The sequence below is a fragment of the Pseudomonas sp. 5P_3.1_Bac2 genome (assembly GCF_025465995.1).
GTDB lineage: Bacteria > Pseudomonadota > Gammaproteobacteria > Pseudomonadales > Pseudomonadaceae > Aquipseudomonas.
In genome coordinates this window covers 217,764-243,342 of sequence record NZ_JANLNY010000022.1, presented here as the reverse complement: position 1 = coordinate 243,342, position 25,579 = coordinate 217,764, and the positions used below count along the sequence as shown (strand labels likewise).

24 protein-coding genes and 1 tRNA gene are annotated in these 25,579 nt (G+C 56.6%); 8 read left to right on the top strand and 17 right to left on the bottom strand.

The window, feature by feature from the left end:
* Positions 1-175: 175 nt before the first annotated feature.
* From NTD81_RS12565 to pchA, 4 genes are read right to left on the bottom strand one after another with little or no spacing between them, the layout of a single operon-like run.
* Positions 176-1,741: an FAD-binding oxidoreductase gene (locus NTD81_RS12565; RefSeq protein WP_262182803.1), complete on the bottom strand. Its 1,566-nt coding sequence runs from the start codon at positions 1,739-1,741 to the stop codon at positions 176-178.
* Positions 1,738-2,433 (bottom strand): hypothetical protein, encoded by a 696-nt coding sequence (locus NTD81_RS12560; RefSeq protein WP_262182801.1) that lies wholly within the window; start codon positions 2,431-2,433, stop codon positions 1,738-1,740. The genes NTD81_RS12565 and NTD81_RS12560 overlap by 4 nt, the downstream gene beginning before the upstream one ends.
* An 11-nt stretch (positions 2,434-2,444) precedes the next feature.
* On the bottom strand, positions 2,445-2,786 hold the full coding sequence (locus NTD81_RS12555) for a c-type cytochrome (protein ID WP_262182799.1): 342 nt from the start codon (positions 2,784-2,786) through the stop codon (positions 2,445-2,447).
* A 31-nt stretch (positions 2,787-2,817) separates the two neighbouring features.
* Positions 2,818-4,293 (bottom strand): 4-hydroxybenzaldehyde dehydrogenase, encoded by a 1,476-nt coding sequence (gene pchA / locus NTD81_RS12550; protein WP_262182796.1) that lies wholly within the window; start codon positions 4,291-4,293, stop codon positions 2,818-2,820.
* 461 nt (positions 4,294-4,754) lie between these two features.
* Between pchA and NTD81_RS12545 the strand changes: the two genes are divergently transcribed.
* Entirely contained in the window at positions 4,755-6,587 is a 1,833-nt protein-coding gene (locus NTD81_RS12545) for a sigma-54-dependent Fis family transcriptional regulator (RefSeq protein ID WP_262182794.1), read from the top strand.
* A 72-nt stretch (positions 6,588-6,659) separates the two neighbouring features.
* Here NTD81_RS12545 and NTD81_RS12540 read toward each other — a convergent pair whose 3' ends face one another.
* Complete coding sequence (locus NTD81_RS12540) at positions 6,660-7,601, bottom strand: transporter (RefSeq protein WP_262182792.1); 942 nt, start codon at positions 7,599-7,601, stop codon at positions 6,660-6,662.
* A gap of 202 nt (positions 7,602-7,803) precedes the next feature.
* Positions 7,804-8,673, bottom strand: coding sequence for a helix-turn-helix domain-containing protein (locus NTD81_RS12535; protein WP_262182790.1), 870 nt, complete (start codon positions 8,671-8,673; stop codon positions 7,804-7,806).
* Positions 8,674-8,877: 204 nt separating this feature from the next.
* On the opposite strand from NTD81_RS12535, the gene pobA reads away from it, so the two are divergent.
* Both pobA and azu read left to right on the top strand, forming a co-directional pair.
* Entirely contained in the window at positions 8,878-10,065 is a 1,188-nt protein-coding gene (pobA, locus tag NTD81_RS12530) for a 4-hydroxybenzoate 3-monooxygenase (protein WP_262182788.1), read from the top strand.
* Positions 10,066-10,122: 57 nt separating this feature from the next.
* Positions 10,123-10,569 carry an azurin gene (gene azu, locus NTD81_RS12525; protein WP_262182787.1) on the top strand — a complete coding sequence of 149 codons (447 nt, stop codon included), beginning with the start codon at positions 10,123-10,125 and terminating at the stop codon, positions 10,567-10,569.
* Between the two features lie 385 nt (positions 10,570-10,954).
* Here azu and NTD81_RS12520 read toward each other — a convergent pair whose 3' ends face one another.
* Positions 10,955-11,497, bottom strand: a complete 543-nt coding sequence (locus NTD81_RS12520; protein WP_262182979.1) for an adenylate kinase — start codon at positions 11,495-11,497, stop codon at positions 10,955-10,957.
* Between the two features lie 131 nt (positions 11,498-11,628).
* On the opposite strand from NTD81_RS12520, the gene NTD81_RS12515 reads away from it, so the two are divergent.
* Entirely contained in the window at positions 11,629-12,066 is a 438-nt protein-coding gene (locus NTD81_RS12515) for a hypothetical protein (RefSeq protein WP_262182786.1), read from the top strand.
* 173 nt (positions 12,067-12,239) lie between these two features.
* Here NTD81_RS12515 and NTD81_RS12510 read toward each other — a convergent pair whose 3' ends face one another.
* From NTD81_RS12510 to NTD81_RS12475, 8 genes are all read right to left on the bottom strand, one after another.
* Positions 12,240-12,809, bottom strand: a complete 570-nt coding sequence (locus tag NTD81_RS12510; RefSeq protein WP_262182785.1) for a hypothetical protein — start codon at positions 12,807-12,809, stop codon at positions 12,240-12,242.
* A 91-nt stretch (positions 12,810-12,900) separates the two neighbouring features.
* The gene (locus NTD81_RS12505; protein ID WP_262182784.1) at positions 12,901-13,422 is read right to left on the bottom strand and encodes a hypothetical protein; all 522 of its coding nucleotides are present in this window, start codon (positions 13,420-13,422) and stop codon (positions 12,901-12,903) included.
* Positions 13,423-13,918: 496 nt separating this feature from the next.
* Positions 13,919-13,994, bottom strand: a tRNA-Thr gene (locus tag NTD81_RS12500).
* Positions 13,995-14,376: 382 nt separating this feature from the next.
* Positions 14,377-15,600, bottom strand: a complete 1,224-nt coding sequence (locus NTD81_RS12495) for an SAM-dependent methyltransferase (RefSeq protein WP_262182783.1) — start codon at positions 15,598-15,600, stop codon at positions 14,377-14,379.
* 59 nt (positions 15,601-15,659) lie between these two features.
* A complete protein-coding gene (locus NTD81_RS12490) occupies positions 15,660-16,349 on the bottom strand; it encodes an ABC transporter permease (RefSeq protein WP_262182781.1) in 690 nt (229 codons plus the stop codon).
* The gene (locus NTD81_RS12485; RefSeq protein ID WP_262182780.1) at positions 16,346-17,041 is read right to left on the bottom strand and encodes an ABC transporter permease; all 696 of its coding nucleotides are present in this window, start codon (positions 17,039-17,041) and stop codon (positions 16,346-16,348) included. The genes NTD81_RS12490 and NTD81_RS12485 overlap by 4 nt, the downstream gene beginning before the upstream one ends.
* A gap of 50 nt (positions 17,042-17,091) precedes the next feature.
* The gene (locus NTD81_RS12480) at positions 17,092-17,844 is read right to left on the bottom strand and encodes an ABC transporter substrate-binding protein (RefSeq protein WP_262182778.1); all 753 of its coding nucleotides are present in this window, start codon (positions 17,842-17,844) and stop codon (positions 17,092-17,094) included.
* 13 nt (positions 17,845-17,857) lie between these two features.
* A complete protein-coding gene (locus NTD81_RS12475; protein WP_262182775.1) occupies positions 17,858-18,631 on the bottom strand; it encodes an ABC transporter ATP-binding protein in 774 nt (257 codons plus the stop codon).
* A gap of 879 nt (positions 18,632-19,510) precedes the next feature.
* Between NTD81_RS12475 and NTD81_RS12470 the strand changes: the two genes are divergently transcribed.
* Complete coding sequence (locus tag NTD81_RS12470) at positions 19,511-20,467, top strand: adenylate cyclase (protein WP_262182977.1); 957 nt, start codon at positions 19,511-19,513, stop codon at positions 20,465-20,467.
* A 273-nt stretch (positions 20,468-20,740) separates the two neighbouring features.
* Here NTD81_RS12470 and NTD81_RS12465 read toward each other — a convergent pair whose 3' ends face one another.
* Positions 20,741-22,111 (bottom strand): ATP-binding protein, encoded by a 1,371-nt coding sequence (locus tag NTD81_RS12465; protein ID WP_262182772.1) that lies wholly within the window; start codon positions 22,109-22,111, stop codon positions 20,741-20,743.
* Positions 22,108-22,773: a response regulator gene (locus NTD81_RS12460; RefSeq protein WP_262182976.1), complete on the bottom strand. Its 666-nt coding sequence runs from the start codon at positions 22,771-22,773 to the stop codon at positions 22,108-22,110. The genes NTD81_RS12465 and NTD81_RS12460 overlap by 4 nt, the downstream gene beginning before the upstream one ends.
* A gap of 148 nt (positions 22,774-22,921) precedes the next feature.
* On the opposite strand from NTD81_RS12460, the gene NTD81_RS12455 reads away from it, so the two are divergent.
* Genes NTD81_RS12455 through NTD81_RS12445 form a run of 3 tightly spaced genes read left to right on the top strand, consistent with a single transcriptional unit; the run spans position 22,922 to position 25,461 of the window.
* Positions 22,922-23,188: a PepSY domain-containing protein gene (locus tag NTD81_RS12455; protein ID WP_262182769.1), complete on the top strand. Its 267-nt coding sequence runs from the start codon at positions 22,922-22,924 to the stop codon at positions 23,186-23,188.
* Positions 23,188-23,733 (top strand): cytochrome b/b6 domain-containing protein, encoded by a 546-nt coding sequence (locus NTD81_RS12450; protein WP_262182767.1) that lies wholly within the window; start codon positions 23,188-23,190, stop codon positions 23,731-23,733. Before NTD81_RS12455 ends, NTD81_RS12450 begins: the two co-directional genes overlap by 1 nt.
* 6 nt (positions 23,734-23,739) lie before the next feature.
* Positions 23,740-25,461, top strand: coding sequence for a sulfatase-like hydrolase/transferase (locus tag NTD81_RS12445; protein ID WP_262182765.1), 1,722 nt, complete (start codon positions 23,740-23,742; stop codon positions 25,459-25,461).
* The last annotated feature ends 118 nt before the right edge of the window (positions 25,462-25,579 follow it).

Genomic DNA, 25,579 nt, shown 5'->3' with positions numbered 1-25,579 from the left:
CACGCCTGGGTAAGGCGTGGACCTGGCCGCAGTGGGTAAATGGCGGCGGTAACGCTCGGTAGACTTAGGTCTGTGGAATAGATCAGCCGCACGCGGATAGCGCGCTGGCGGTACGCATTGAATTCACGCACATAAAAAGGCCCCGCCGACTCGGTCGGCGAGGCCTTGGCACGACTTAGAACTTGTTGTTCAGGTCGATGCCGGATTTGCCCGGAGCCAAGATGTTGTTCGGGTCCAGTGCCTGCTTGAGGGTGTGCTCAAGTTTGCGCTTAACCTTGCCGTAGCTTTGCGCTACACGCTCTTGGAAGTGGGTGTTAACGCGGTATACCGCGTAACCCAGTTTCTCGAACTCATCCAACAGCTCGTTGAAGCAGGCATCAGCCCGCTGCATTTCTTCTGGATTGGTGCGGTCATACAGCACGTCGATCACGTGGTGCATGTCGCGCCAGCCGACGATGAACTCGCCGACGTAGTCCAGACCGTGCTTGTTGAGGATCTTCTTGGCCAGGCCGTATTGCTTGTCGCACTCGCTACCGCGCGCCTGGCTCACTGGGGCGAACCACATCGAGCCACCGCCGCCGCGCCAGTTGTACAGACCGAATTCCTGCAGGTTCGGAATGCCTTTCATCATCTCGGAGCGGTAGGTGAACGGCTGCTTACCGAGGGATTCTTTCTCGGTGTACATTTTGCCCTTGCCCAGTTTGGCCAGCGCGCCTTGAACGATCTTGAAGTTCACGTCGACCTGTTCTTGGGTGCCGTACAGGCAGGCGTAAACGTTCCACGCGCCCATGTCTTTGTCTTTGCGGATCTGCTCGATCACGGCGTCTGGCGTCACCCCAGGCTCGCTGATGTAGTCGGAACGACGTACGCCGGCGGCAGCAGCTTCCCAGATAGTGCCGGCGATCACCACGGAGTTCGGGATGATGTTGGCGATACGCAGAGGACGGATGAACTCAACGATTTCGTTGATATCGGTCTCTTTCGGGAACTTCATTTCCAGCGGCATCATCACCGGTGGCTTGGGCATCAGCCAGAAGCCCATCTTGGTGCAGATACCGTAGTTAGCCTGGGTGAACATGCCGTCCAGCGTCGGGCCGTAACCCCACTTGAACACCTGCCAGGAGTTGGAGCCTTCAACGCCGCCCATACCGGTACGGTAAACGTCGCCGTTAGCCAGAACCACTTCCATACCGCACTGCATCAGGAAGTGTTCGCCGTATGGGGTGTAGCCCACACCGCGGTCCATGGTGTTGCCAACCGGGCCGGCGATAGCCGACGGCGCGGAGAAGGACAGCATCAGCGGCAGGTTGTTTTCGTTGATGTAGTCGTACAGCTGCCCGTAAGTCACCCCCGGCTCAACCAGAGCGGTGCACAGCTCTGGGTCGATGTGGATGATCTTGTTCATTTTCTTCAGGTCGAGCATGACCTGGCCGCGCTGGCCTGGGGCCGCCGAGCCGTAACCGAAGTTACGCCCGGTGGAGAAAGTCCAGACCGGGATTTTGTGCTCGTTACAGATCTTCACCACGCCTTGCACGTGTTCCACGGTCAGGGCGGTGATCGCCGCCGAAGGTGTGTGGTTCTCGCTGTCGGTGGACATCATGATCTTGGTGTACGGCACGAGCTGCTCGCTCTTCACCAGTACGTTTTCGTCACCGACCAGCTTGCGGAACTTGGCCATTGCCTGCTCGAAGTTGGCAGCATCTACGCCCTTAGGCAGTAGTGGGGTGTTTTGTTCGGTCATACGTTAAGGCTCCTTCCGGACTCGATCGAGAACGAAACGAAATGGCCGCGTAGCGGCGTTTGTAGATTGCTAATGCGTGGCGCTGCTGGAGCGTCCGCACGGCCTGCGCAGGCCAAGGTGTGCCCCAGAGTGGCAAGCCACTGGTCAGCGGCGTCAGCGTTTGTGGCGCTGACGGCCAGATCCAGGCTCAGGCCTTGTTTGGCCTGACCTTGCTCACGCAGGCTGAAGCCCGCGCCACAGCTTTGCAGCTGGTGACCGAAGCGCAGGGCACAGGCTTCGCTGCCCGTCGCGCTGAGCAGCTCATGGCGCGAGCCATCAGCGCTCGCCGCGTGGTGGCCAACGAACTGCACACGCGCACCGGCGCTGCGTGCCAGGTCGAGGATCAGCGTGGCGCTGGCGTCATCGACCAGGCCGATGATGCGTTGCGGCTGCGGGCTGGCCAGTTGGGCAGCCAGTTGCTGCATGTACGGCAGGCCAAGGTCAGTGCGCTGTACCTTGATGCTCGCTGCGCTGGCGCGTGCGCCCAGAAGAAACGCAGCTTCAGCGGCGCTGCCGCTGACCAGGGCCAGCGCCGGGCGAGCGGGCTCACGCAGCAGGCTCGAAGCCATGCCAAGGCCCGAGGCACTCAGCGCAGCGGCGGACAAGCCACCGACCGCGGCGCCTTTAAGCAGGGAACGACGTGCGACGTTCATGGCGTCACTCCTCAAGGCTTAGCCGGGGCCGCCGGAGCGGGGGACTTCTGGACGTACTCGGCGACTTCTTGCAACGACTTATTGTCGATGTAGGCTTCGGTCCAAGCCGGCATTGCGCGCAAACCATTGCGGACGATGGCCTGGGTGTACTCAACCGGCAATTGCCGGCCTTTGATCACCGGGCCAACACCGATTTCGTGGCAACGACCACAGACTTTTTCGTAAACGTTCTCGCCACCGCGCCATTTGCCATCGCCTTCGGCGAACGCAGCAGCACTGAGCAGAATTAACGGCAGGGCAAGGCCGGCGGCGATGGCTTGGCCACGCGCCGAGCGGTTTTTCAGTTGGAACATTGGGTGCTCCTTATTCTCTTTTACATCACGGTTAGAAAGGGTATTGACGCGGCTTGTGCTGCACCGAGATCCAATGATCAGTGGTGAATTCTTCGATAGCCCAGTCGCCGTTAAAGCGCCCCAGCCCCGAGTTCTTCTCACCGCCAAACGGCGTGTTCGGCTCATCGTTGACGGGGATGTCGTTGATGTGAGTCATGCCGGCGTGGATACGTCGGGCGAACTGCACGCCGCGCTCCAGGTTCTCGGTGAACACTGCGCTGGACAGGCCGTATTCGCTCATGTTGGCCAGTTCAAGCGCGTGTGCTTCGTCGCGGGCGCATTGAATGCCAACCAGCGGGCCGAAGATTTCTTCGCGGGCAATTTCCATGTCTGCAGTCACGTCAGCGAAGACATGTGGAGGCATGACGTTGCCTTGCGGTGCGTTGGCCACCAGCACCTTGGCGCCTTCAGCGATAGCCGTCGCGACTTTGTCTTTCAGCCCTGCCAGTTGCTTGGCGTTGATGACGGGACCGACAACGGTTTTCGGATCGCTTGGGTCGCCGTATTGCAGCTCTTTAACGCGGGCGGCATAGCGCTCACAGAATTCTGCGTACAGGGGCTGTTCCACGATGATGCGGTTGATCGCCATGCAGATCTGCCCTTGGTGCAGGAACTTGCCCACAGCGGCAGCGTGCACGGCGCGGTCCAGATCGGCGTCAGCCAGAACGACGAAGGGGCTGTTGCCACCCAGTTCCAGGGCGACGTGTTTGAGGTGCTCGCCACCGCTGGCAATGCGCCCGATGTTGCGCCCCACTTGGGTCGAGCCGGTGAAGGAGATAAAGCCAGGCACCGGGTGCTCAACGAAGGCATCACCGATTTCCGCGCCGGAGCCCACCACTACGCTGAGAACGCCTGCTGGCAGGCCCGCTTCCTCGAAGATCCGCGCCAGCAGCAGACCGCCAGTTACTGGGGTGTCGCTGGCGGGTTTGATCACCACGGCGTTACCCAGAGCCAGAGCCGGGGAAGCGGAACGGGCCGTCAGGTGCAGCGGGAAATTCCATGGGCTGATGACACCGATAACGCCCAGCGCTTCGCGGTAAACGCGGTTTTCTTTACCCGGCACGTTGGACAGCATGATGCGGCCGTGGACGCGGCTCGCCAGGCTGGCGGATTCCAGAGTGATAGCGCGCGCAGCGCCCCATTCGATCTCAGCCTTGATGCGGGTACCACCGGCCTCTTGGATGATCCACTCGACGATTTCGTCGTGGCGCTGGTCGAAGATTTCAACGGCCTTAACCATGATCGCAGCGCGTTGCGCCGGACCTGTTTGCGCCCACTCTTGCTGGGCTTTTTGCGCCGCCAGATAGGCCTCGTTGAGGTCTTCGCGGGTGGCCAGCGGGATGCTCAACAACTTCTCGTCGTTGTAAGGGTTGAGTACGTCAAGGGCGCGCGAGGACGAGCCGGCGCGCCACTGACCTGCAATAGGTTGCAGCTCAAGATTGGCGTAAGCAGTAGGGCGTGGGGACATGGGATTAGTACCTTGGGTTCTTCAGGTTTCAACGTAGACACTAAGCGGGCGATTGCCGGGTAAAACCCCAATCGCTTGTCTGGCTGTGGCAGTGCGATCGTTCAAGGCTTGCGCAAACGGGCCGGTCACGATGAGGGCGATGCTTAAGCAACAGGGGTTCTTCACAACCTGAGCGTTATCAAGAAGCGTGCCCATTTGTCGCAGGCATGAGTGATATTGCCGCAGGGCAGGTGGGCTGGGCTTTTGCAGGGGAGTGCGGAAATTCGCCGCGGAGTAAGCGAGCATTTGCCTGTGGAAAATTAGTGATGATTTTTTGCAGCGAGCAGAAAACACGACGAAAATATCGAGTCTTGCGTCCGATAATCGGACGAAATCCTGACCATTTGACTGACATTCATTGACCCCGGAGCCCGGCGTGGCTAACCATTGCGGCCGTTGAAACATATAGAAGCGTATTCGTCATGCCACGCAGCAAAATGTCTGCTCCGTCGATTGAAGAGGACCTGCTCAGTAGCCTCTTAACGCGCAAAAAACGCCTGCTGGTTAACCGCACCAGTGAGTTTCGAGCGGATGGTCTGCCTAACGCCGAGGACTTGGCAGACACCGTCGCTTTCGCCCCCCAGGACGGTTTTATCTGGCTCTGTGGCCAGCGCATGATGCTGCTGCAAAGCTCGGTGTTCGGGGCGATGCGTGCCGAATTGATTAGCTCGCTAGGGCTGGAGGGCGCGCGCAGTTTGCTTACCCGCCTGGGGTGGCAATCCGGTGCCCGTGATGCGGAGCAAGTGGCCAAGCATTGGCCTGACGGCGATCACGATGCACTGTTCAGTGCCGGTCCGCGTCTGCACATGCTTGAAGGCATGATGAACGTCGAAGCGATTCGTTTCGAGATAGACAATGGGATCGGTCACTTCTACTCGGAACTGCTCTGGAACAACTCTCTTGAGGCCGATGAGCATCTGGCAACTTACGGTTTAAGTGATGATGCCGTGTGCTGGATGGCGATCGGTTATGCCAGTGGCTATGCCTCTTCCCTGTTGGGGCGGCTGATCGTTTTTCGCGAGATCGAATGCAGTGGTTGTGGCCACTCGGCCTGCCGCATTGTGGGCAAGCCCGCTAATCAATGGGCCGATGTTGACCCTGAGTTGATCAGGCTCAATGCCGAGGCTTTTTTCGGGCAGAGTAATCACCCGCAGCGCAGCCCTGAAGATGAAGCCTTGGCGCCCTCGATCAAAACCGCGCTGAGCGATGAAATGGTCGGTGGCTCCTCAGGTTTTATCGCGGCGCGGCAGTTGCTGGAGAAAGTTGCGCCGACCCAGGCCACGGTGTTGCTCACCGGTGAGTCGGGGGTGGGTAAAGAGTTCTTCGCCCGTACCTTGCACCAGCGCAGCCGGCGCAGTGAGCGGCCCTGGGTGGCACTGAACTGCGCCAACCTGCCGGAGAATTTGGTTGAGGCCGAATTGTTTGGGGTTGAGCGCGGTGCCTTTACCGGGGCTGAGCGTTCCCGTCCGGGGCGCTTTGAACGGGCTGATGGCGGCACCTTGTTCCTGGATGAAATCGGCACCTTAAGCGCCAGTGCGCAGAGCAAAATTCTCCGCGCTTTGCAGGAGGGGGAGATTGAGCGCGTCGGTGGCAACGCGGCGATTAAAGTCGATGTGCGGGTGATCGCGGCCACCCATGCGAATCTGCGCGCAGAGGTGGCGGCCGGGCGCTTTCGTGAAGACCTTTACTACCGCCTCAACGTCTACCCGATTCACCTGCCACCGCTGCGGGAACGGCGCGAAGATATCCAGCCGTTGATGAATCATTTTCTGCAGCGTTTTACCCGTCGTTATGAGCGCAATATTCCGGGCTTTACCACGCGTCTGCGCAACGTGCTGCTGACCCATTTATTCCCCGGCAACATCCGGGAGCTGCAGAACCTTATCGAGCGTGGGGTGATCACCTGCCCCGATGGTGAGGCGATGGATCTCAAGCACATCACCTTGGGTAATCAGGACAGTTTCCCGTTGCCAGCTGGCTTGACCTTGGATGGGCGCTTGCACGGTGTCGCCCACGCTGCTGAGCAGCCCGCGTCAACTGCTGCGGAGCCTGATTTGTGCGCGGCCGAAAATGCCTTGGACAGCCTACGTGCTTTCGTCAGCGGGCAGACCCGAGAGCTGGGCACTTCACTGGAGGAGGTGGAGTTGATGCTGGTGCGTTTGGCGCTGGAAAAGACCGACGGCAACATCACGGCTGCCGCGCAGATGCTGGGTATGAGTCGCGCCCAAGTCAGCTATCGGATCAAGCCTAAGTAGTGCCCCGGCTTAACCCAAAGGCCCTGAGTGTTCGCGCGTTCAGGGCCTTTTTGCTTAACTGCCGGTTGTGCCTTACAGCGCGGTAGTGAACTTGAACCAGTAAGCCTGGCCTTCTGGACGGTTACGCACGCCGGACTCGTCTTGCCACTTGGCGCTCAGCTGCCAGCCGTTCGGGCTGGAGTACTGCACGGCTGGGCCGATCGAGAAGCTGCTGCCACGGTTGCCGTGGGCGGCGTCCACTGCGGCGGCTGCGTCGCAGTTGGAGTAGCTGCACTTGTCGTCGCTGATTTGCTTGTAGAGATTACCGCCGACACCGATCACCAGGCCTGGGGCGAAAGCCCAGCCTAGGGTGTAGTCCGCGTGCAGTTCTTGACCGGACTTGTAGTTGGTCGCGCGGTTCTCAAAGTTGTAGTCGTACATCATGCGGATGTCGGCGTTGAAGCCGGTTGGGTCCATGTAGGTCAACGCTAGGACGGCTTCGGCAGTCCAGTAGTTGTTGCCTAGGTTGATGATGTCGTTCTTGTCGTACTCGCTGCCCGTTGGCGCGGTGATGTCCAGGCCGCCGGCAACGTGGAACTTGTCGCTTGGGTGGTAGCCCAGTACTGCGCCGACGTGCATATCACCGATACCGGTCTTACGGTCATGCGGGCCGTTCTTGATATTCAGGCGCATGTCGTTCAGTGGCAGCAGGGCGTGGAAACCCAGTTGGCCACCGAGAACTTTCTCTTCGGTTACCCAGATAAAACGCGGCACGATGGTGGTTACGCGCAGGTCGATATCAGCGGCTTTGTGGCCGGCATTGTCGCGCAGGGTGTCGGCGCGGTAGTCGCCGGTAAAAATCTGCCCGTAAGTACCGGGCGGCGGCAGGATGCCCATGCCGTAGATTTCAATGCCGTTGGGCCACGAGCCGGTGCCGCCTTCGGTGGCGTGGGCCGCAGTGGTAAAAGCAGCAGTAGCAACCAAAGTGGCGGCCGCGAGAGTTTTCAGGCGCAGGGCTGGAGACAGTTTTTTCATTGGCGTGCTCATAGTGGGTAGACCCATTTATTTTTTATAGCTCTGGCGCGCTTACAAAGATCAGGCCAACTTTATTTAAAGTATAAAGTCCTTATAAATCATTGGTTTGTGATTTATTTTTGCTTGCATCAGGCGTGCGTAAGCAGCTTTACGCAAGTTCCTGTTAAGAGAATTCTGCTCGCTGCAGAAGTATCTGCGCCGCTCAGGGAGTGGGGCGTTGTTGGCGAAACATCTGGGCGGTTTGGCCGCTCATGCGTTTGAAGAAACGCGAGAAATAAGCCGGATCGGCAAAGCCTAAATTGTCGGCAATTTGCGCCACGGACATGGCGGTATAAATCAAATTGCGCTTGGCCTCGAGCAGCAAACGTTGATGCACTAATTGCAGTGCGCTGTGCTCAGTGAACTGCCGGCACAGGTTGTTTAAATAGGTGCTGGAAACGCCAATGCGATAAGCGTATTGATCGATCGACCAGTGCTCGCGGTAGTGCAATTCAATCAGCTTTAAATAGTGCGCCAAATAGTCGCGACTGCGCTCGCTGCTGCCGCTCACCGCATCGTGGCGTTTGCGTCGGCGTGCGAGCCAGACGGCCAATGCATCGACCAAGGCCTGCAACAAGGTGTTGCGTGCCGTCTCACTGCCTTCGTATTCACTCTGCAATACCGCGAACAGCGTATCTAGGTGTTGGCTCCACTCGCGCACCGGGTAGCACGCAGCGCTACTCAAGTTGGGTTCCAGCTGCGCTTCGAGCTGGGCCACCAAAGGTGCGGCGAGGGTTAGCACGTAGCCGTCGACGTCCTTATCGAATTGAAAGCCATGGACAAACAGCGGAGGCACGACCTGGATGGAGGGCTCGCGAATCTCCTGATGCACGCCTTCGATTTCGACTTGGGCGACACCGCTGCGGATATAGAACAGCTGGTAGAGATCAACGTGCTGGTGCAGTTGGATCTCGCCATGGTGCTTGCTGCTGCGCGCTGAAATTGTCTCGCAGTGCATGAGGTCAGGGGTTGGCCAGCCCTGCATCTCACCGTACAGCTTGAAAACTGGCACAGCCATTTGAGTCTTATCCATTAGTCGTATGGGTCTCATGCAAGACCGCATGTTATGCGGCTTGAGAACTATCCGGTAACCGCACGGTGTTTTGAAAAGTACATTTATTTGCCCGATTTTAACCTTAACAGGGCGATGCTTTTGGCAAAAATGCAGCTAGTTAATCAAACACCCCAGTCGACGGCACTTGCGGCCACGACAAAATCACAGCGGGAAAAGTACAAAATGAAGACTCAGGTTGCGATTATCGGTGCCGGTCCATCCGGACTTCTGCTGGGCCAACTGCTGCATAAAGCAGGTATCGATAACGTCATTATCGAGCGGCAAACCCCTGATTATGTCCTGGGTCGCATTCGTGCCGGTGTGCTGGAGCAAGGCACCGTCGACATGCTGCGTGAGGCCGGTGTGTCGGCGCGTATGGACGCTGAAGGCCTGGTCCATGATGGCGTTGAGCTGCTGGTCGGGGGCAAGCGCGTACGCATCGATCTGAAACAGCTGACGGGTGGCAAGACGGTGATGGTCTACGGCCAAACCGAAGTCACTCGTGACCTGATGGAAGCCCGTGAAGCCAGCGCTGGCATCACCATCTACTCGGCTGAAAATGCCAAGCCGCACGACATGAAAGGCGAGCAGCCTTACGTGACTTACGAGAAAGATGGCCAGACTCATCGCATCGACTGTGACTATATCGCCGGTTGCGATGGCTACCACGGTGTGGCCCGGCAGAGCATCCCCGCTGAGCTGTTGACTCACTACGAGCGCGTTTATCCGTTCGGCTGGTTGGGCCTGCTGGCGGATACCCCGCCGTGCAGCGAAGAGCTGATCTACGCCCACCACGAAGATGGCTTTGTGCTGTGCAGTCAGCGCTCGCTGACCCGCAGCCGTTACTACCTGCAAGTGCCGTTGACCGACAAGGTTGAAGAGTGGTCCGACGAGCGGTTTTGGGACACCCTGAAATCCCGCCTGCCGCAGTCCGTTGCCGACAACCTGCAAACCGGCCCATCGCTGGAGAAGAGTATTGCCCCGCTGCGTAGCTATGTGGTCGAACCGATGCAGTACGGCAAGCTGTTCCTGGTCGGCGACGCTGCCCACATCGTTCCTCCAACCGGTGCTAAAGGTCTGAATCTGGCCGCGTCCGACGTATGCTATTTGTACCGCATATTGGTCAAGGTCTACACTGAAGGCCGGACCGACTTGTTGGACAAATATTCTGAGCTGGCCCTGCGTCGCATCTGGAAAGGTGAGCGCTTCAGCTGGTTCATGACAAATCTGCTGCACGACTTCGAAGGTCATAAAGACGCTTGGGATCAAAAGATGCAGCAAGCCGACCGTGAGTACTACCTAAGCTCCCATGCCGGTCTGGTCAACATTGCCGAGAACTACGTAGGCCTGCCCTACGAAGAGATCGAGTAAACCCATCGGCTGTCGACTCACAAGGTTGGCAGCCATTAGCGAATCAGAGGAACACCCATGATCCGTAAATGTTTAGCTGTATCCCTGCTGGCTCTGAGCAGCACCGGCCTGATGGCCGCTGAGTGCTCGGTCGATGTACAGAGCACTGACCAAATGCGCTTCAGCACCGACAACATCGTGGTCGATAAGTCGTGCAAAGAGTTCACTGTAAACTTGGAACACACCGGCACTATGCCTGCCTCGATCATGGGCCATAACCTGGTAATCAGCACCGCTGCTGACCAGCAAGGCGTGATCAACGAAGGCATGAGCGCTGGCGTTGCCAACAACTACGTTAAGGTTGACGACGCTCGCGTTATTGCGCACACCAAAATCCTCGGTGCCGGTGAGAAAGACTCGGTTAAATTCGACACCAGCAAGCTCAAAGCCGGCGAGAACTACACCTTCTACTGCACCTTCCCAGGCCACGTGGCTCTGATGAAAGGCACCCTGACGCTTAAATAAGCGTCTGTGGCCTGCGCCGTTTTAAAGAGTAGGCCAGCACGTCTTGAGGCGATCGCGCTATCGCCTCAAGCGCTGCAAGTCCCGCGCTAATTCCCTTCTGCCTCATCGCCTCTGTGCTGACGCGACTCGTTCTGGTTTCCCCCTGACTGAAATCCCCGCGCTAACCTCAGGTTCTTATCCTGTGAATCGCTGTTGGTTTCGTAGTACCTCCAAGGCTCGTAATACGGCCGATCAGGAGGTGCCATAAGCAACCTGGGGCTATTCAAACCTCTGTTATGCGTTCGTCCCTATCGCTGGAAAAGACGCCAGCTTAACTACCTTGATCTGATCAGTCGAAGAGCACTTTTGCGCGATGAAACTCATTCATCGGCCGTCATTCTTCGAGTTATTGCGATGCTTGTGACAGCGCATGAACGACATCTGCAGCCATATTTTCAGCATTCTTCATCCCGTCAATCCGCAAAATCTGAGCGGTCTGCTCTGATAGCCAGGCCTCGTGCCAGGCCCGGTTGCGTCCTGAAAAGTCCGGATTGTCATATTGCGAAGCCCATTCTCGAAAGGCCACATGTGTCTCATGCATGTCACCACCTGGTGCTATCCGATCTCCAAAGCGCCTCTTCTCCCGTACGGCCAGCCTTTCGAGGCGAACGGGCGTCGGTGTGACAACGAACACAATCAGATCGACATGTGTAATCAGCGCTTCTCCCCAGCCCATACAAGAGCCGGACAACACCCAATCGTCGTCACCGAGCTTTTGCTGGATCAATGAAACGCGCTCACTGGGAGGTCGTTTGGTTGTAAAAGGTGGGTTAGTGGGCATCCAGAAATAATCATCGACATCGACCTGTCGTAGACCGAGCAGAGCTGCGACGTTTTGACCCAAAGTGGTCACACCCGCGCACGATGCACCTGTTATGTAAATCCTCAATTTTTCCTCCATGAGTACAAGTCGTTTTCGAGGTGGCAAGGTACGACGTCTCCCCCGATTTGAGTAGCGCTTAAGGCAATAGCTATTCAGGCTCTACCGCTTGGTACAATAGCGCTCGTTCGCGTTTAGCTATGACTGATAAAGACGGTTTTATCAGTGTGGTACACGAGAAGGCGAACTTATCGGCCAGGGCTGAGCCTGTTAGCGTAGAGTTTAAACAAGGCATTCCTATGCCTTCGGGTGCTGGCGCAGGAAGTGATGGCATTACACAGGCGCTATTCGATCAGGTATCGATTGTGCGCGTGCTTAAAGTCGCCCATAAGGCAGATATAACGGTTCCGGCTGTTATGTCAGGCCCCAGCACAGCGCTCCATGTGCTTGAAGCGTTTCCAGAGTACCCAAGTGAGCTTAAACGTAATAGGACTGGCAAAGAGCGGGCAAGGGCTGCAATAACTGCATTCAAACGCGAGGGGCGACTTGTTGTCGATACCTTCAAAACGCCCAGCCGTAACACTAGAGAGCGGTTAGTGCTAACTGAATTAGCCGATCTGTTGTGTGATTCTGCGTAGGTTCGCAACGCTCTAAGGTGTTGCGTTAATAACCCCATACCCCTTGCGTTAACTAACGCGCGCAAGGGATTGGTTCGTAGGTCGCGTGAGATGTAGTAACTCACGCAACTTACGATACTTAGCATCTCTGTCTCTTAGGTCGATGTTAGGTGCTCTAGCTTCTGTAAGAGCATTTACATTTCAAGGCTTTCAAGCGTAAACGTATCGGAGTCTTTGTTGTAAATTGTTATAGCCGTGTAGTTCTGTTGCAAGTACACGCCAAAGCTATTTTGAGCATCAATGTAGCCATTGTGCATTACTCGGCAGTCGCCCATATAAACCGAGTTCTGACTAGTCACCTTGGCTGTGCTAGGTGACTTCATCTGATTAGTAATAAGGCGTTGAGAGATTGCCTGATGCCCATAGGTGGATTTGCACTCTCGCTCAGCTTTTTCGATTTTTTGAGCAGCCAGCACTTCGGGAGGCGTATCGCTTGTGATCCACGCGAAAACATACATAAAGCCACCCGCCATAACGCAACCTAGAACCCACTCAAGCCAATGATGCCCAAGGAAGGTCTTGTTCCAGTCAGTACCATTGCTTGAGTGGGCACGATTAAGTTGTGCTGTAGCTGCCATCTTTTCTCCAGCAGATTTAAGCTCAGCTTCACTCTTGAGGTGTGCTAACGCTTCTTGCTCTGAGCTAAATCCATATGAGGTGCCGTCGACGTACCAAAGCCCATATTTACCTTTTTTTGCTTCCATGCCGCACCTCCATTGCTACTAATGCAGTCATCTCCCACTAGCTTGGCTAAGCGACTTCCCTTATCAAAAACAATCCGCTATTAGCACCCGCCTATTGGCTTATGTTCACATCTAATGCCGTCCATGTCTTATTGTCATTCTCTTTGATTTTGCAGTTCCAAGTGCTTCGCAGCATTGCGCCAAAACCATTCTGTGAGTCCACATACCCAACAACGTCGTAAACGCCGCCACCAACATGAGTGGAGCTGACGCCGGATTTGCCGGAATGGGGGAATTTGGCGCTACTTGGGGAGGTGAGTCGATCAGTAATAGGTTTTTGGCACATAACAAACGCCATCATTTCCTGACCGCCATCTATTGAGGAGCGCGTAGTCTTGCTGGCGCGATTAGTGCTGCTGTCATTGTTGATCAGCGAGTAAATGAAAAACCCAAACAATACAAGCGCGATCAGTTTGCCAAGGCTGTAATGCTTTGGGCCTTGCGGCGCTCCACAGGTAGGGCATTTATCAGCTTTTTTGCTGACTAGTGACTTGCACTCTTTGCAATTTTTTAACGCCATTTCAAATCTCAAGCCTCTGCCTAATGTCCATGCATTGGCATAGATTAGTGTCATGTTTGCAGGCTTAAATCAAAAGGCTTGCGCCTATCGCGTGATGGTCTTGGCACTGTGTTGGAGGCGGTAAAATACTCACTCCAAAGCATGGCTAAAGGCATTCAATGAAAAAAGAATTGATCTACGCGGAACACAGCATTGCCTTAGTGATTGAGGCAATCGAGGCGGGCGAGCGAATGGCAGCGTTTCCGCGTAGGTGGTTGGCGCGTTACGGGGCAATCCCGTATGTGGCACACACAGGGGCAAGTCCTGAGCTGCGTAGGGCTTATGTTGAGATGCAGAAAAGCTATAACGCTAAATTGAGAGCGTAGGGGGCGTGTGTCTATTCTGTGGGTGGTTTTGCGCGCTATCGCCCCACATTCGCTGGCGCAGATTAAATCCCTGTTTTGGGATTATTCAAGTGAGCGCTGAATCAGAGTGGTACTCGTAGTGGTCCTTTTTTCGAGTTGTACCCACAAACAAAAAAGCCCCGCATTGCTGCGAGGCTTTCTGTGTATGGTGCCGGCACCAAGAATCGAACTCGGGACCTACTGATTACAAGTCAGTTGCTCTACCAGCTGAGCTATACCGGCATCTGAGGGTCGCCATTATATCCATTTGAAAGGTCGAGTAAAGCCCTAAAAAGGGCGTTCTTCGCAACAATTTCAATAAGTTGCCATAAGCTTATGCACACAGGAGGGTTTTCTGGCTCTATCGTTCTATTTTTTGTGCGACAGTTCACCGCATCCTATAAGTGTATGTTTTTACAGTGAATATCTTTTGATCAAAAAATGATCAGGTTTTTCCTGGCCTTTTATTCTGCCGTTTTGCGTGCTTTGCGCAGATTCTGCTCACAGAGTTATCCACAGATGTTGTGGGCAAGTAAGGTCGTTGGCACTGAGTTGTTGATTAGCTGCTGGGGTTGCGCCCGATCACAGGGTTTGCACGGCTAGACGCTGGGGTATTAAGGCGATTTTAACGCTCGGCCAGCAGCATTAAATTACGTGGGCTTTGTGCGTAAGCGCAAAAGGTGCCGAGGCGCACGCGGTAGCCTTGTTCGTGCAGGTACAGGGCGAGATTGAGCTGGAGCCATAACTCCAACGGACGGCGGAACAAGCCTCGAACCAGTTCCAGATTGCGCACTTCGGCCAAGCGCTGCCAGCCTTGCTGCTCTAGGGCTTGCCAGTCTTGGGCGGGTGTTGCGGGGAGTCCTTTGAGGGCGGCTAAATCACGGCAGTACTGGGCAAATGGCTTTTCCAGCCAGGAGCTCGGTAGCGATGGAGTGGGCAGGTACTGGTCGATGCCGCGTAGTTGCCGTTGCAGTAAATCGAAGGCTAAACGGCGCGCCATTGAGGTGTCCCGTTGGCGCCGCACGCGGGCCCCGGCAGTGACGGTTTCGCTCAAGGGCAAGGCCAAATCTTCACGACTTAAATGCAGCGCAGAAGCGCGTCCGGCCTTGGATAAGGCTTGGTAATTTGCGCTGCTGATACGGTTGTAACAGCAGGGGGCGACGGCCAGTTGTCCACAGCCTGCGGCACTGGCTAATTGCAGCAGGCGCGTATGCAGTTCACCGCAGGCATGCAGTGCCACTGGGGTGTGTTTGCCTTGCAGCTGTTGGCCGGCATCGGCGGCTAATACATCCTGCTGGATATGCTCGGCCTGGATGCCGTGCTTGCGACTCAGTTGCTGGCCGGCGCTTATTAGCTCTGGGTCGTATTCCAGGCAGGTCAGCGGTTCGCCCTGTTGGGCTAACAGGCGACCCAAATGACCTTTGCCGGCGCACCAATCCAGCCAATGTTGCGGTGTCTGACTAAAGCTCAAGCTGCTGGCGAAGGCTTGGATTTGCTGCCATTTACGTCCCGGTACCGCACTGTCGAGACGCCCAGCAGGGGTGGCAAGGGCGTGCTGGGGAAGGGCGCCGACAGCACTTAACGCAGCGGCTTGCTGCGCCAGTTGGGCGAAGGGCGCTGGTGCGTCAATCAACTGTGCTTGGTTATGCGCCGCCTCGGCGTGTTCCAGGCTTTGTTGCCGTAGCCAAGTGGCCAACTGGGGATAGTCCGCTTCCCATGGCACGCTGGGGTGGTACACGAAAGGGCGTGGGCGCCAGAGCTTTTGCTGAGCCAACAAAAAGCGCTCCAAGGCGGCAAAGCGCTGGGCAAAATCGGCGTTGCTTAATGGGGCGATAGGCTCAGGGTGCATCGGCGTGGCCACTGAGTAGGGCGCTGGTTAAGAGGGGGATCAGTCCCCCTCTCGACAGCTTAACGGCCTTGGCAGGCGTCGACCCGCAGCCAGCGTTCGAGCAGGCGGAAGGCGCGCACCAGAATAAAGGCGATCACCAAGTAGAACATGCCGGCGGCAAAGAAGATCTCTACCGGCAGGTAGGTACGGGCAATGATCGTGCGGGCCATGCCGGTCAGTTCCAGCAGGGTCACGGTGCTGGCTAAGGCGCTGGCCTTGAGCATCAGAATCACTTCGTTGCTGTACGCCGGCAGACCAATACGCGCGGCGCGCGGCAGGATGATAAAGATCATCGCCTGGGTGCGGGACATGCCCAGCGCGCGGGCCGCTTCAATCTCACCTGGTGGTACGGCTTGAATCGCGCCGCGCAGAATCTCGGCGATATACGCCGCCGTATGCAGCGTCATGGTCAGCACTGCGCACCAGTATGGGTCACGCAGGTAGGGCCACAGGACGCTTTGTTTAACCGCGTCAAACTGCGACAGGCCGTAGTAGACCAAGAACAGTTGCACCAGCAGCGGCGTGCCACGGAAGAAGAAGATGTAGCTGTACGGCAGCGCGCGTACCGCCAGGTATTTCGAGGAGCGGGCGATGCCCATGGGGATCGCCAGAATCAATCCGGCGATCACCGCGATGGCCACCAGTTCGAGGGTCAGCACGGCACCGTCGAGCAGCTTTGGCAGGTATTTGTAGATCACTTCCCAGTTCATTGGGCGCTCCGCACAAAGCCGCGGCTAGCGCGTTTTTCTAGGTAATACATACCGATCATGGCGAGGATGGTCAGCCCCAAGTAGATGATCGCGGCCACGGCGTAGAAGGTGAATGCCTGCTTGCTGTGGGTCACGGCGATTTGCGCGTTGCGCATGATTTCTTCGAGGCCAATGACCGACACCAGGGCGGTGTCTTTCATCAAAATCATAAACAGGTTGCCCAGGCCCGGCAGGGCGATGCGCCACATTTGCGGCAGGATCAGGCGCAGGAAAATATGCGGCTTGGACATGCCCAGTGCCAGGCCCGCTTCACGGTGGCCCTTGGGGATGGCGAGGATGGCGCCACGGAACACTTCGGTGGCGTAGGCGCCGAAGCACAGGCCTAAGGCAATGGTGCCGGCGGCGAAGGCGTTTAGCTCCAGGCTTTCCAGGCCCAGCCAGTCGGCGACATTGCGCAGCAACTGCACGGTGCCGAAATAAATCAGCAGCACCCAGAGCAACTCCGGGATGCCACGCACAATGGTGGAGTAGGTGCCGCCAAGCCATTGCAGCGGCTTGTAGGGCGAAGTCTTGGCCAGGGCGCCGAGCAGGCCGAGCACTAGGCCCAGAGCCAATGCGCAGAGCGCTAGCTTGATGGTCATCAGGGTGCCAGCAGCAAGTGCTGGACCGAATCCGTAGAGGTCAAAAGTCATGGGTAGCTCAGAAGGCTGCGCCGCCCAAGGAGCGGCGCAGTACGGTCAGCTTAGTAAATGCTGAACGGGAAGTACTTGTCGTTGATTTTCTTATAGGTGCCGTCAGCAACGATTTCTTTCAGCGCGCCGTTCAGCTTCTCGCGCAGGGCGTCGCCTTTGCGTACCGCGATACCGATCTTGTCGTTATCGAAGACGGGTTCACCTTTGAACTCAAAGCCTTTACCGGTTTCGCTCTTGAGCCATTCCCACTGCACGAAAGTGTCAGCGAGGATGCCGTCGAGGCGCCCGGAAGCCAGGTCGAGGTAGGCGTTTTCCTGGGTGTCGTAGAGTTTTACGTCAACCACACCATCGAGGTTGTCTTCCAGCCAGGTGCCGGCGATGGTGGCGCGCTGCGCACCGATGACCTTGCCTTTGAGGCTGGCTTTATCGGTTTTGAATTCGCCGCCTTTCGGGGCCACGAATTGCAGCTTGTTGGTGTAGTAAGCATCGGTGAAATCCACCGCCGCTTTGCGCTCTTCGGTGATCGACATGGAGGCGATCAGGAAGTCGAATTTCTTCGCGTTCAGCGCCGGGATGATGCCGTCCCAGTCAGAAGTCACGACTTCGCACTCAACTTTCAGTTTGGCGCACAGCGCCTGGCCGATTTCAACGTCAAAGCCGCCGACTTTGCCGCTAGCATCGATCAGGTTAAAGGGTGGGTAGGCGCCTTCAGTGCCTAGTTTAAGTTTGTCGGCAGCCACGGCGCTGGTGCCGAAAGTGAGGGCGGCGACAGCAGCCAGCAGGATGTTTTTGTAGTTCTGCATGGGGGGAGCTCCGTTATAGGTTGCTGGACATGAATTGTTTACAACGCGCTGAGGTGGGGTTGTTAAACACCTGCTCGGGTGAGCCTTGTTCTTCAACCAATCCTTGATGAAGGAACACCACTTCGCTGGAAACCTGACGAGCAAAGCTCATCTCATGGGTTACTAACAGCATAGTGCGGCCTTCATCAGCCAGTGCACGAATCACGTTAAGCACTTCTTGTACCATCTCCGGGTCGAGGGCCGAGGTCGGCTCATCGAACAGGATCACTTTCGGCTGCATGGCCAGGGTGCGGGCAATCGCCGCGCGCTGTTGCTGGCCGCCGGATAATTCGTTGGGGTAAGCGTGGCGCTTGTTGGCAATGCCGACTTTAGCCAGCAGCGCTTCAGCCACTTCAATCGCCTCGGCCTTGCTCTGGCCCAGTACGCGGCGCGGTGCTTCGATGATGTTATCGAGCACGCTCATGTGCGGCCACAGGTTGAAGTTCTGGAAGACGAAACCAATTTCGCTGCGCAGGCGGTTGATTTGGCGGTTGTCGGCTGCGATCAACTCGCCATTCTTGCTGGCCTTGAGCTTGAGCTCTTCACCGGCCAGCAGGATTCGCCCTTGATGAGGATTCTCCAGCAGGTTGATGCAACGCAGAAACGTTGATTTACCGGAGCCCGATGAGCCGAGAATGGAGATCACGTCGCCGTCGCGGGCGGTCAGCGAAATGCCCTTGAGCACTTCTAGTTCGCCGTAGCGCTTATGTAAGTCGCGAATTTCCAGCGCGGGCGTAGCCTCGGCCATGGTTTCTCCTAGGTAAATGGGGCGCTGGAATGGGGCGTGGCCTGTCTGACAATGGGCGCAACGCTAGCATAGCGTTTGGCGGAGCGCCAAGACGCAGGACGCTTTCACAATACGCTGTCGCGATCAGTGTGCAGGCACCCGCAAGATAAGGTGCACGGGTTAAACACTGTCCGATTTATCAGCAAAGTGATCCAGCAAAGCGGCCAATTGTAAAAGTCTTTGCGCAGATAGGCCAACACTGCGGCGACATTTACCGATGAATTAGCTGCGTCCAGGCGCTCAGCCAGCCAGATCACGTGCCTGCTATCAGGCAGCGGTCGCGCCGAGCAGTTTTTCGGCTGTGCATTTCTAGTCGTTTAGTTCCACAACAGCTTGGTGCGCGAGGGTGCTTGTGACGCAACGCTGTGTGCTGGCGCAGGTGTCGAGAATGTTACTGAGTGGGTGAGCTTATTGCAGAGGCGGATTTCGTCAGTCATCTGCTGTAGCCAGTAGGGTGTTCGACGGTATTTTTGCCCGCGAGGCGCAATAGCTGAGCTTAAGTGCAAGTTATTGTTTATATGTGGGATTAATAGATTGGTATTTATTAATTGATTAATAGTGGAGTGTTGGTGCTAGTTTATTTTTTGACTAAATAGCTTGTGTGTATATCTATTTGGTATTCCTCTGTCGGTTGTGTTTTAAGGTTTATGTGTTAATTGTGGATGCGCTGTAAATGTTTCTTGATCTTTGTATTTGATTCTAGCGGTGCCTCTTTTCGGGGTTGATTTTTCCTAGCCGATTCTTCTCAGTGTACTTACATAAGGATATGACGATGAATGCTATTAAGAACTTACTCTTAGAACACAATTAATCTGTACTGCAGCCGCTACTTTGCTCAGCGTGACGGCGTCTGTGCAGGCCTCGCAGTTGTTCGCAGCGTTTGGCCAGGCTAACGACCAGTACGCTGCCGTTGATAGCGCGGGCCCCTATGCTGTGGCGACCAACTCAGTGGCGGCTGATTGTCGTAGCTTGGTCGGGGTCTTGGCTAAGGTGGTGTTACTGGATTCGAATGTGCAGTGTAATGAGTCCTTTCCCTACGGATTTAAAAACCCCGTATCAAACAGTGTTTATTATCCAGAAAATATTCAGCAGTTGGATAAGCTGCCAGTCATTAACTTCGTGGGAGGAATACTTTCCAATCCGGGGGAGCATGAGCATTTAGTAAGGCAATGGGCCAGTTATGGTTTTGTTGTAGTCAGTTCGTCAGACTTTATTAATATTACGCCCACCATGCATGTGTTGGGGGTTTTAGAGGTAAGTAAGTTGAACAAAGACCCGCAGTCTCCTTTGTATGGCAAGGTGGATCTCAATAAAGTCGTGGTGGCGGGTCACTCCGCAGGTGGGCAGGCAACCGTACAGGTGTCGTCATTGCCGCAAAGTCTTTTGAGTTTGATCGATCCTGATCTTAAGCAGGTGGCGTCGCTACCGATTGAGCCGGGGGCTCTGGGCATTGGCCTGTTTGTTAACGTCCCGACGCTGATGCTGACCGGTGCTGCGGATTTTGTGGTGCCGGCATTTACGTGGCCCCTGCTGCAGAGCAGCACCCTCAAAAATGCTCCGGGGTGGTTCGCCACCGCCCATAACGCGACCCATTTCAGTCCGGTTCGAGTGAATAAGGAGAACGAGTTTGCCGGGATCAGTACGGCCTGGATTCTCTATACAGCGAAGGGGGATGCCACTGCCAAGCAGTACTTCGTGGGGCCTGACTACCGGCTGAGTAAAGATTCTCAGTTTATTCAGTCGCGCTTGCTGCCCGACCACGTTCAGCGTAACGCGTTGGCCGATGCACTGCGCTAGCTGGCCCTTGTGCAGCTATCGGCTGTCATGCAGTGCATAGCTAATGCTTAAGCGACATGCTGGCTGTAGTCGCTTAAGCACTGAGTGCTTGGGCTAAACGTCAGGTATTAAAACCCCTGTTACCTGCGGTATCAGGGGTTTTGGTATTTTGGTGCCCAGGGACGGAGTCGCGTACTCGGCATCGGTGAAGGTTTGACCAGTAAAACAATGAACCTAGGTGTTTTACTCAAGACATTTGCTGATGCTGCTAATGGTGCGACTGGTGGTGTGAACTCAAGAGTGAGCCTGCCGGGGGAATCTTAGCTGCACGCAGAAACCACCCTGGTCTCGATTGGAGAACTGCAGGACGCCACCCATGCGAAGGCTAATCATCTCGACGATGGCCAAGCCGAGTCCAACCCCATCGGGGTTACCTTCACTGTAAAAACGATCACACAGGCGGTTGAGCATGGCATCGCTGACTCCTGGTCCCTCGTCTAACACCTGCAACTCCACTTCCTGGTCACTGCAATGGCGCAGCCGCACGCGCACTTCGCTACCTTTTGGGGCGAAGGCCAGTGCGTTACTGAGCAGGTTTTGCAGAAGAATAGCGATAGAGCTAGGCTCACCCAGCAAGGAGCAGTCAGACTCGTTATCGAGCACGAGCTCAACTTCGCGACTAAGGGCAAGTGGCGCAAGCTCGGCCAGTTCTTCGCGCACTAGGGCGACCAAATCGAGCGGGCGTCGCTCATAGCCGGCAGGCTCCAAACGGGCCATGGTCAGCAATTGGCTGGCGGTTCGTGTGGCACGTCTCACACCCTGCTGTAGAAAATCCAGCGCCTCGTTGCGTTCCTCTTTGTTACTGGCTTGGCGTGCATTTTGTACGTGGATATCAATGACCGCCAGCGGCGTACGCAGCTCGTGGGCTGCGTCGGCAATAAAGCGACGTTCGCGCTCCAATACACATCGCAACTGTCCGAGCAGGCGGTCGAGTGCCGTGCGCATGGGCTCTAGCTCGGGTGGAAGCGGGCCTGAATTAAGAGGATCAAGGCTGTCCGCCGGGCGCGCGCGGATCTGCCAGGCCAAACGTTGCAGGGGCCTCAGCCCCCAGCCGAGAAGTAGCCAAATGATCATCGCCAGTAGAGGTAGGCCGATCAGGGTCGGAATTAGGGCGTGCTGCACGATGCGTTGGATGAGGTCCTGCCGCAGGTCGTCCTGTTCGCCTACCCAGATGCGCATTCCGTGCACGCGGTCCTGCAGTAGCACGCCACACCAGTTCTGGCCGTCGATAAGCAGGTCATGTAATCCCGCTGCTGGCGGTGATGGCAGTAACGGCGCATGTTGCGAGCGAACCAGTAGCTGACCATCCTGCGACCAGATTTGGAAGGACAGGTTGATTTCATAGGGGTGGCTGAGGATGCCCTCGCCGGATCGATCCAATGCCGCATCAAGGGCTGCGCCAATCTGTGCCCAATCAGTCTGCTGCGGATCATCCTGACGTTGGAGGATGCCCTCCAGTAGTCGTGCTGCTTGTACCAGTTGGGCGTCATAGACCTCCTCGATCTCGCGATGGCTATCGCGCCAAGCGAGTAGCCCCAGTGCCAAACTGCCGAAGATGACTAGGATGATGGTCGGCGCGAGGATGCGGGTGCGGATGGCAATCACGATCCGCGCTCCATCACGTAGCCGACGCCACGCACTGTGCGGATCAGGCGGCTATCCAGCTTTTTGCGTAGGTTGTGGATTAGCACTTCCAGAGTGTTGCCCGGTCCGCTTTCATGCCAGCCATAAAGGGTGTTGCTGAGCCGCTCGCGCGTCACCACCACGCCAGGGCGTATCAGCAACTGATGCAGTAACTGGTATTCCATGGGCGTCATCGTCACCAGGTTTTCCTGGTAGCGCACCTCTTGAGTGGCCGGGTCCAGGCTGATCCCGGAGTGCTCCAACAATGGCTGTGCACGCCCCTGGCTGCGACGCAGCAGAGCGCGGATGCGGGCTTTCAGCTCGTCGAGGTCGAAAGGTTTGATCAGGTAGTCGTCGGCGCCGGCGTCAAGGCCTTGGATACGGTCGGTGGTGGTGTCGCGTGCGGTGAGGATCATAACCGGCACATTGCCTTCTTCTCGTGCGCGCATTTCACGCAGTAAATCCAGGCCGTCTTGACGTGGTAGCCCCAGGTCCAATAGCACCAGGTCGAATCGCTCGCAACGCAGGGCGTGGCTAGCGTCTAGACCGTCGGCAACCCAGTCCATGGTGTATCCCTCACCTCTAAAGGCCATTCGAATCCCCTGGGCTAGGGCGCGATCATCTTCCACCAGTAACACCCGCAAGTGGCCGTCCTCCTTCTCAAGAATGCCGCCATGATGGCGAGCAAGGCGCTCGCTGGCTGCGGCCATGTGTTACTGGATATTGCTCGCTAAGACTTCATTAAGCTTCGCCCCTCACCGTAAGCCTCCCATCGACAAGAGAGCTTTGATCATGCGCTACGTACTGTTTTCAGCCTTGCTGCTGGCCAGCCCATTAGCGTTCGCCAAAACCGAATGCACCACTGCCCAGCGCTCCACCTGGCAAGACCCGGAGAAGTTCCAGGCGCAACTGAAGAGCCAGGGTTATCAGATCAGCAAATTCAAGATCACTGATGGCAACTGCTACGAGATCTATGGTCTGGACAAAGATAAGCGCAAGGTAGAGATCTACCACGACCCGGTTAGCGGTAACGCCGTGAAGACTGAGATCGAAGACTGATGAGCGCGGCGACGATCCGGCTGTGGGACCCACTAATACGTCTGTTTCACCTTTCCCTCGCGGGTGTCTTCGTCGCCAACTACTTCTTCAACGAGGCCGGCGATGATTGGCACACCTGGCTCGGTTACTACGCCTGTGCTTGGTTGCTGCTGCGTCTGGTCTGGGGCTTCAGTGGTCCGCGCAGTGCACGCTGGACGGACTTCTGGCCGACCCGTATGCGTCTGGCCGAGCACCTGTCTGCGTTGCGTCACGGACGCCCCTTTCACCGCCTAGGCCATTCGCCGCTCGGTGCCTTGGTGATGTTGCTGATGATGCTGGCAATTACCGCGCTGGGGCTAACTGGCTTACTGATGCAAGAAGTTGATGCGTTGTGGGGCGTCGACTGGCTGATGACACTGCATTCCTGGATCGCCGATGGCTTGCTCGCGCTGGTGTGCTTGCATGTGGCTGCTGCCCTCTACGAAAGCCTGCGCCTGCGAGAAAACCTGCCCTTGTCGATGATCACGGGGCGCCGCCGCCCTCTGCCCGACAAACACGGAGTCTGACCACGCATGTTGCTTTCCTCCCCCTTGCCCACCAAGCCGGTTACCTCGCGTGCCTGGCTCAATCTTGTGCTACTGGCCAGCCTAAGTTGTGCGCTATTACTCGCCGACGACTTTCTGCAGCAACTGTTCACTTCCAGCAACCGCGCCGAACTAGAGCTTGGCTATGGGGTGACGCTATGGCTGTTCAGTGCGGCGCTGTGGTTGTGCAATCTGCGCGCACTGACGGTGGCTATCGTGCTGCTATTCGTGCTGATGCAATTACTGCAACTGGGAAACATTAGTTTTTTCGGCGAGCCGCTCAGCGCTGTTGACATCCAGTCGCTGCTCAATGACTCCGCCGAAGTGCGCCAGACCGCGCTGCATAGCGCCGCACAGCATTGGCCGGTACTGTTCTGTGTGACAGTGCCCTACGGCCTGCTGTTGGCCCTTCACCTCCTAGTGCCGACACGGGTTGCCCTGCCACAGAGTCGTTGGGCGCTGGTATTGATTGCCGTGGTGCTGCTTTCGAAACCGTATCGGGCAACCTACCGAAACCTCGATTCCTTCGTGGCCAGCCCAAGCCGTAGCGCGCTGCACAATAGCCTCAATGCGTTTTCCGCTTGGGCGGTACGCCTGGCCTTTCGTGGCGAGGCCAGCCTGCCGCCTTCACCATTCGCTCCCTACAAGCTCAGCGCAATCCCAAGCAGCGCGCGCCATGTGTGGCTGGTAGTGGCCGACTCGCTGCGTAGCGATCGGTTGGGGCTGTTCGGCTATTCCCGCGATACCACGCCACAGCTCACGGCTTATCTACGCGACCACCCAGATGCCTTCTCCAGGCGCGGAGTTGCCGCCGGCGTAGCCACCGATGTAAGCCTCCCCTATTTGCTCAACCCCATTCGCGAACCAGGCCAGGACAACCTGTTGCGTAGCGGGCAAATCAACTTGTTCCGCTTTGCTCGTGAAGCGGGCTTTCGCACGCACTGGCTGTCATCGCAGGAGTCCAAGTTGTTGGCTCACCTCGGTAGCCGCTACCTTGATGTGTCCATCACCCGTGAAGATCATCCGCTGCGCTTTCTCCAGCGCCAGGATCGGGCGCTACTCGACATACTCGGTCAGCAGCGCTGGGCTGACCGAAACTTCGTGGTGCTCAATCTACGTACCGCTCATTTGCCGTATGCCCAGAACTATCATCATGAGCCGACCCCGGCACCCTGGCCGGACCAGGGGCCTGACGGGCAAAGCAACGCTTACGACAACTCGATTCGCTACCTCGACACAATGCTGGCGGAGATCCTTGCCGACTTCGACCGCTTGGAAGGTGAGCGCTATCTGATCATCACCGGTGACCATGGTCAGCGCCTGGGTGAGGGCGGTTATTGGGGGCACAACGACCTGGTGCCAGAAGTCAGTGACGTGCCGGTGATTGTGGTCGCTCGGGATGCACCGAGCGGAGCCTTGACTGACCTCTCCCGACAGCGCTGGATCAGTCATTACGAGGCCGGAAGCTGGTTGGCCGCTCGACTGGGTACCAAGATCGACAATCCCAATCTGCGGCCGAACGAATATTTCGTGCACGGTAAGCTGTTGTTCACCGATAACTTTATTCAACGGGTCTGCGAATCACCATCAGGGTTGCAGCACCAGCCACCACAGCAGTTGAGCGTGCTGCTGATCAATCCTGGAACTGGATGCCCTGGTAATCCCGCCTTAAATCCGTACTCGTCAGAAGTAGAGCTTTCTCATAATTGACGTCCCCCCAAATATTGCACCACTCAAAACTAGAGTTTCTCCCTAAGCGGCCTTGATCTTGGTTGCTGGGGAGAACGTCAGGCCACGAAGAGTACTGGTCAAAGTCGATGCAAATGGC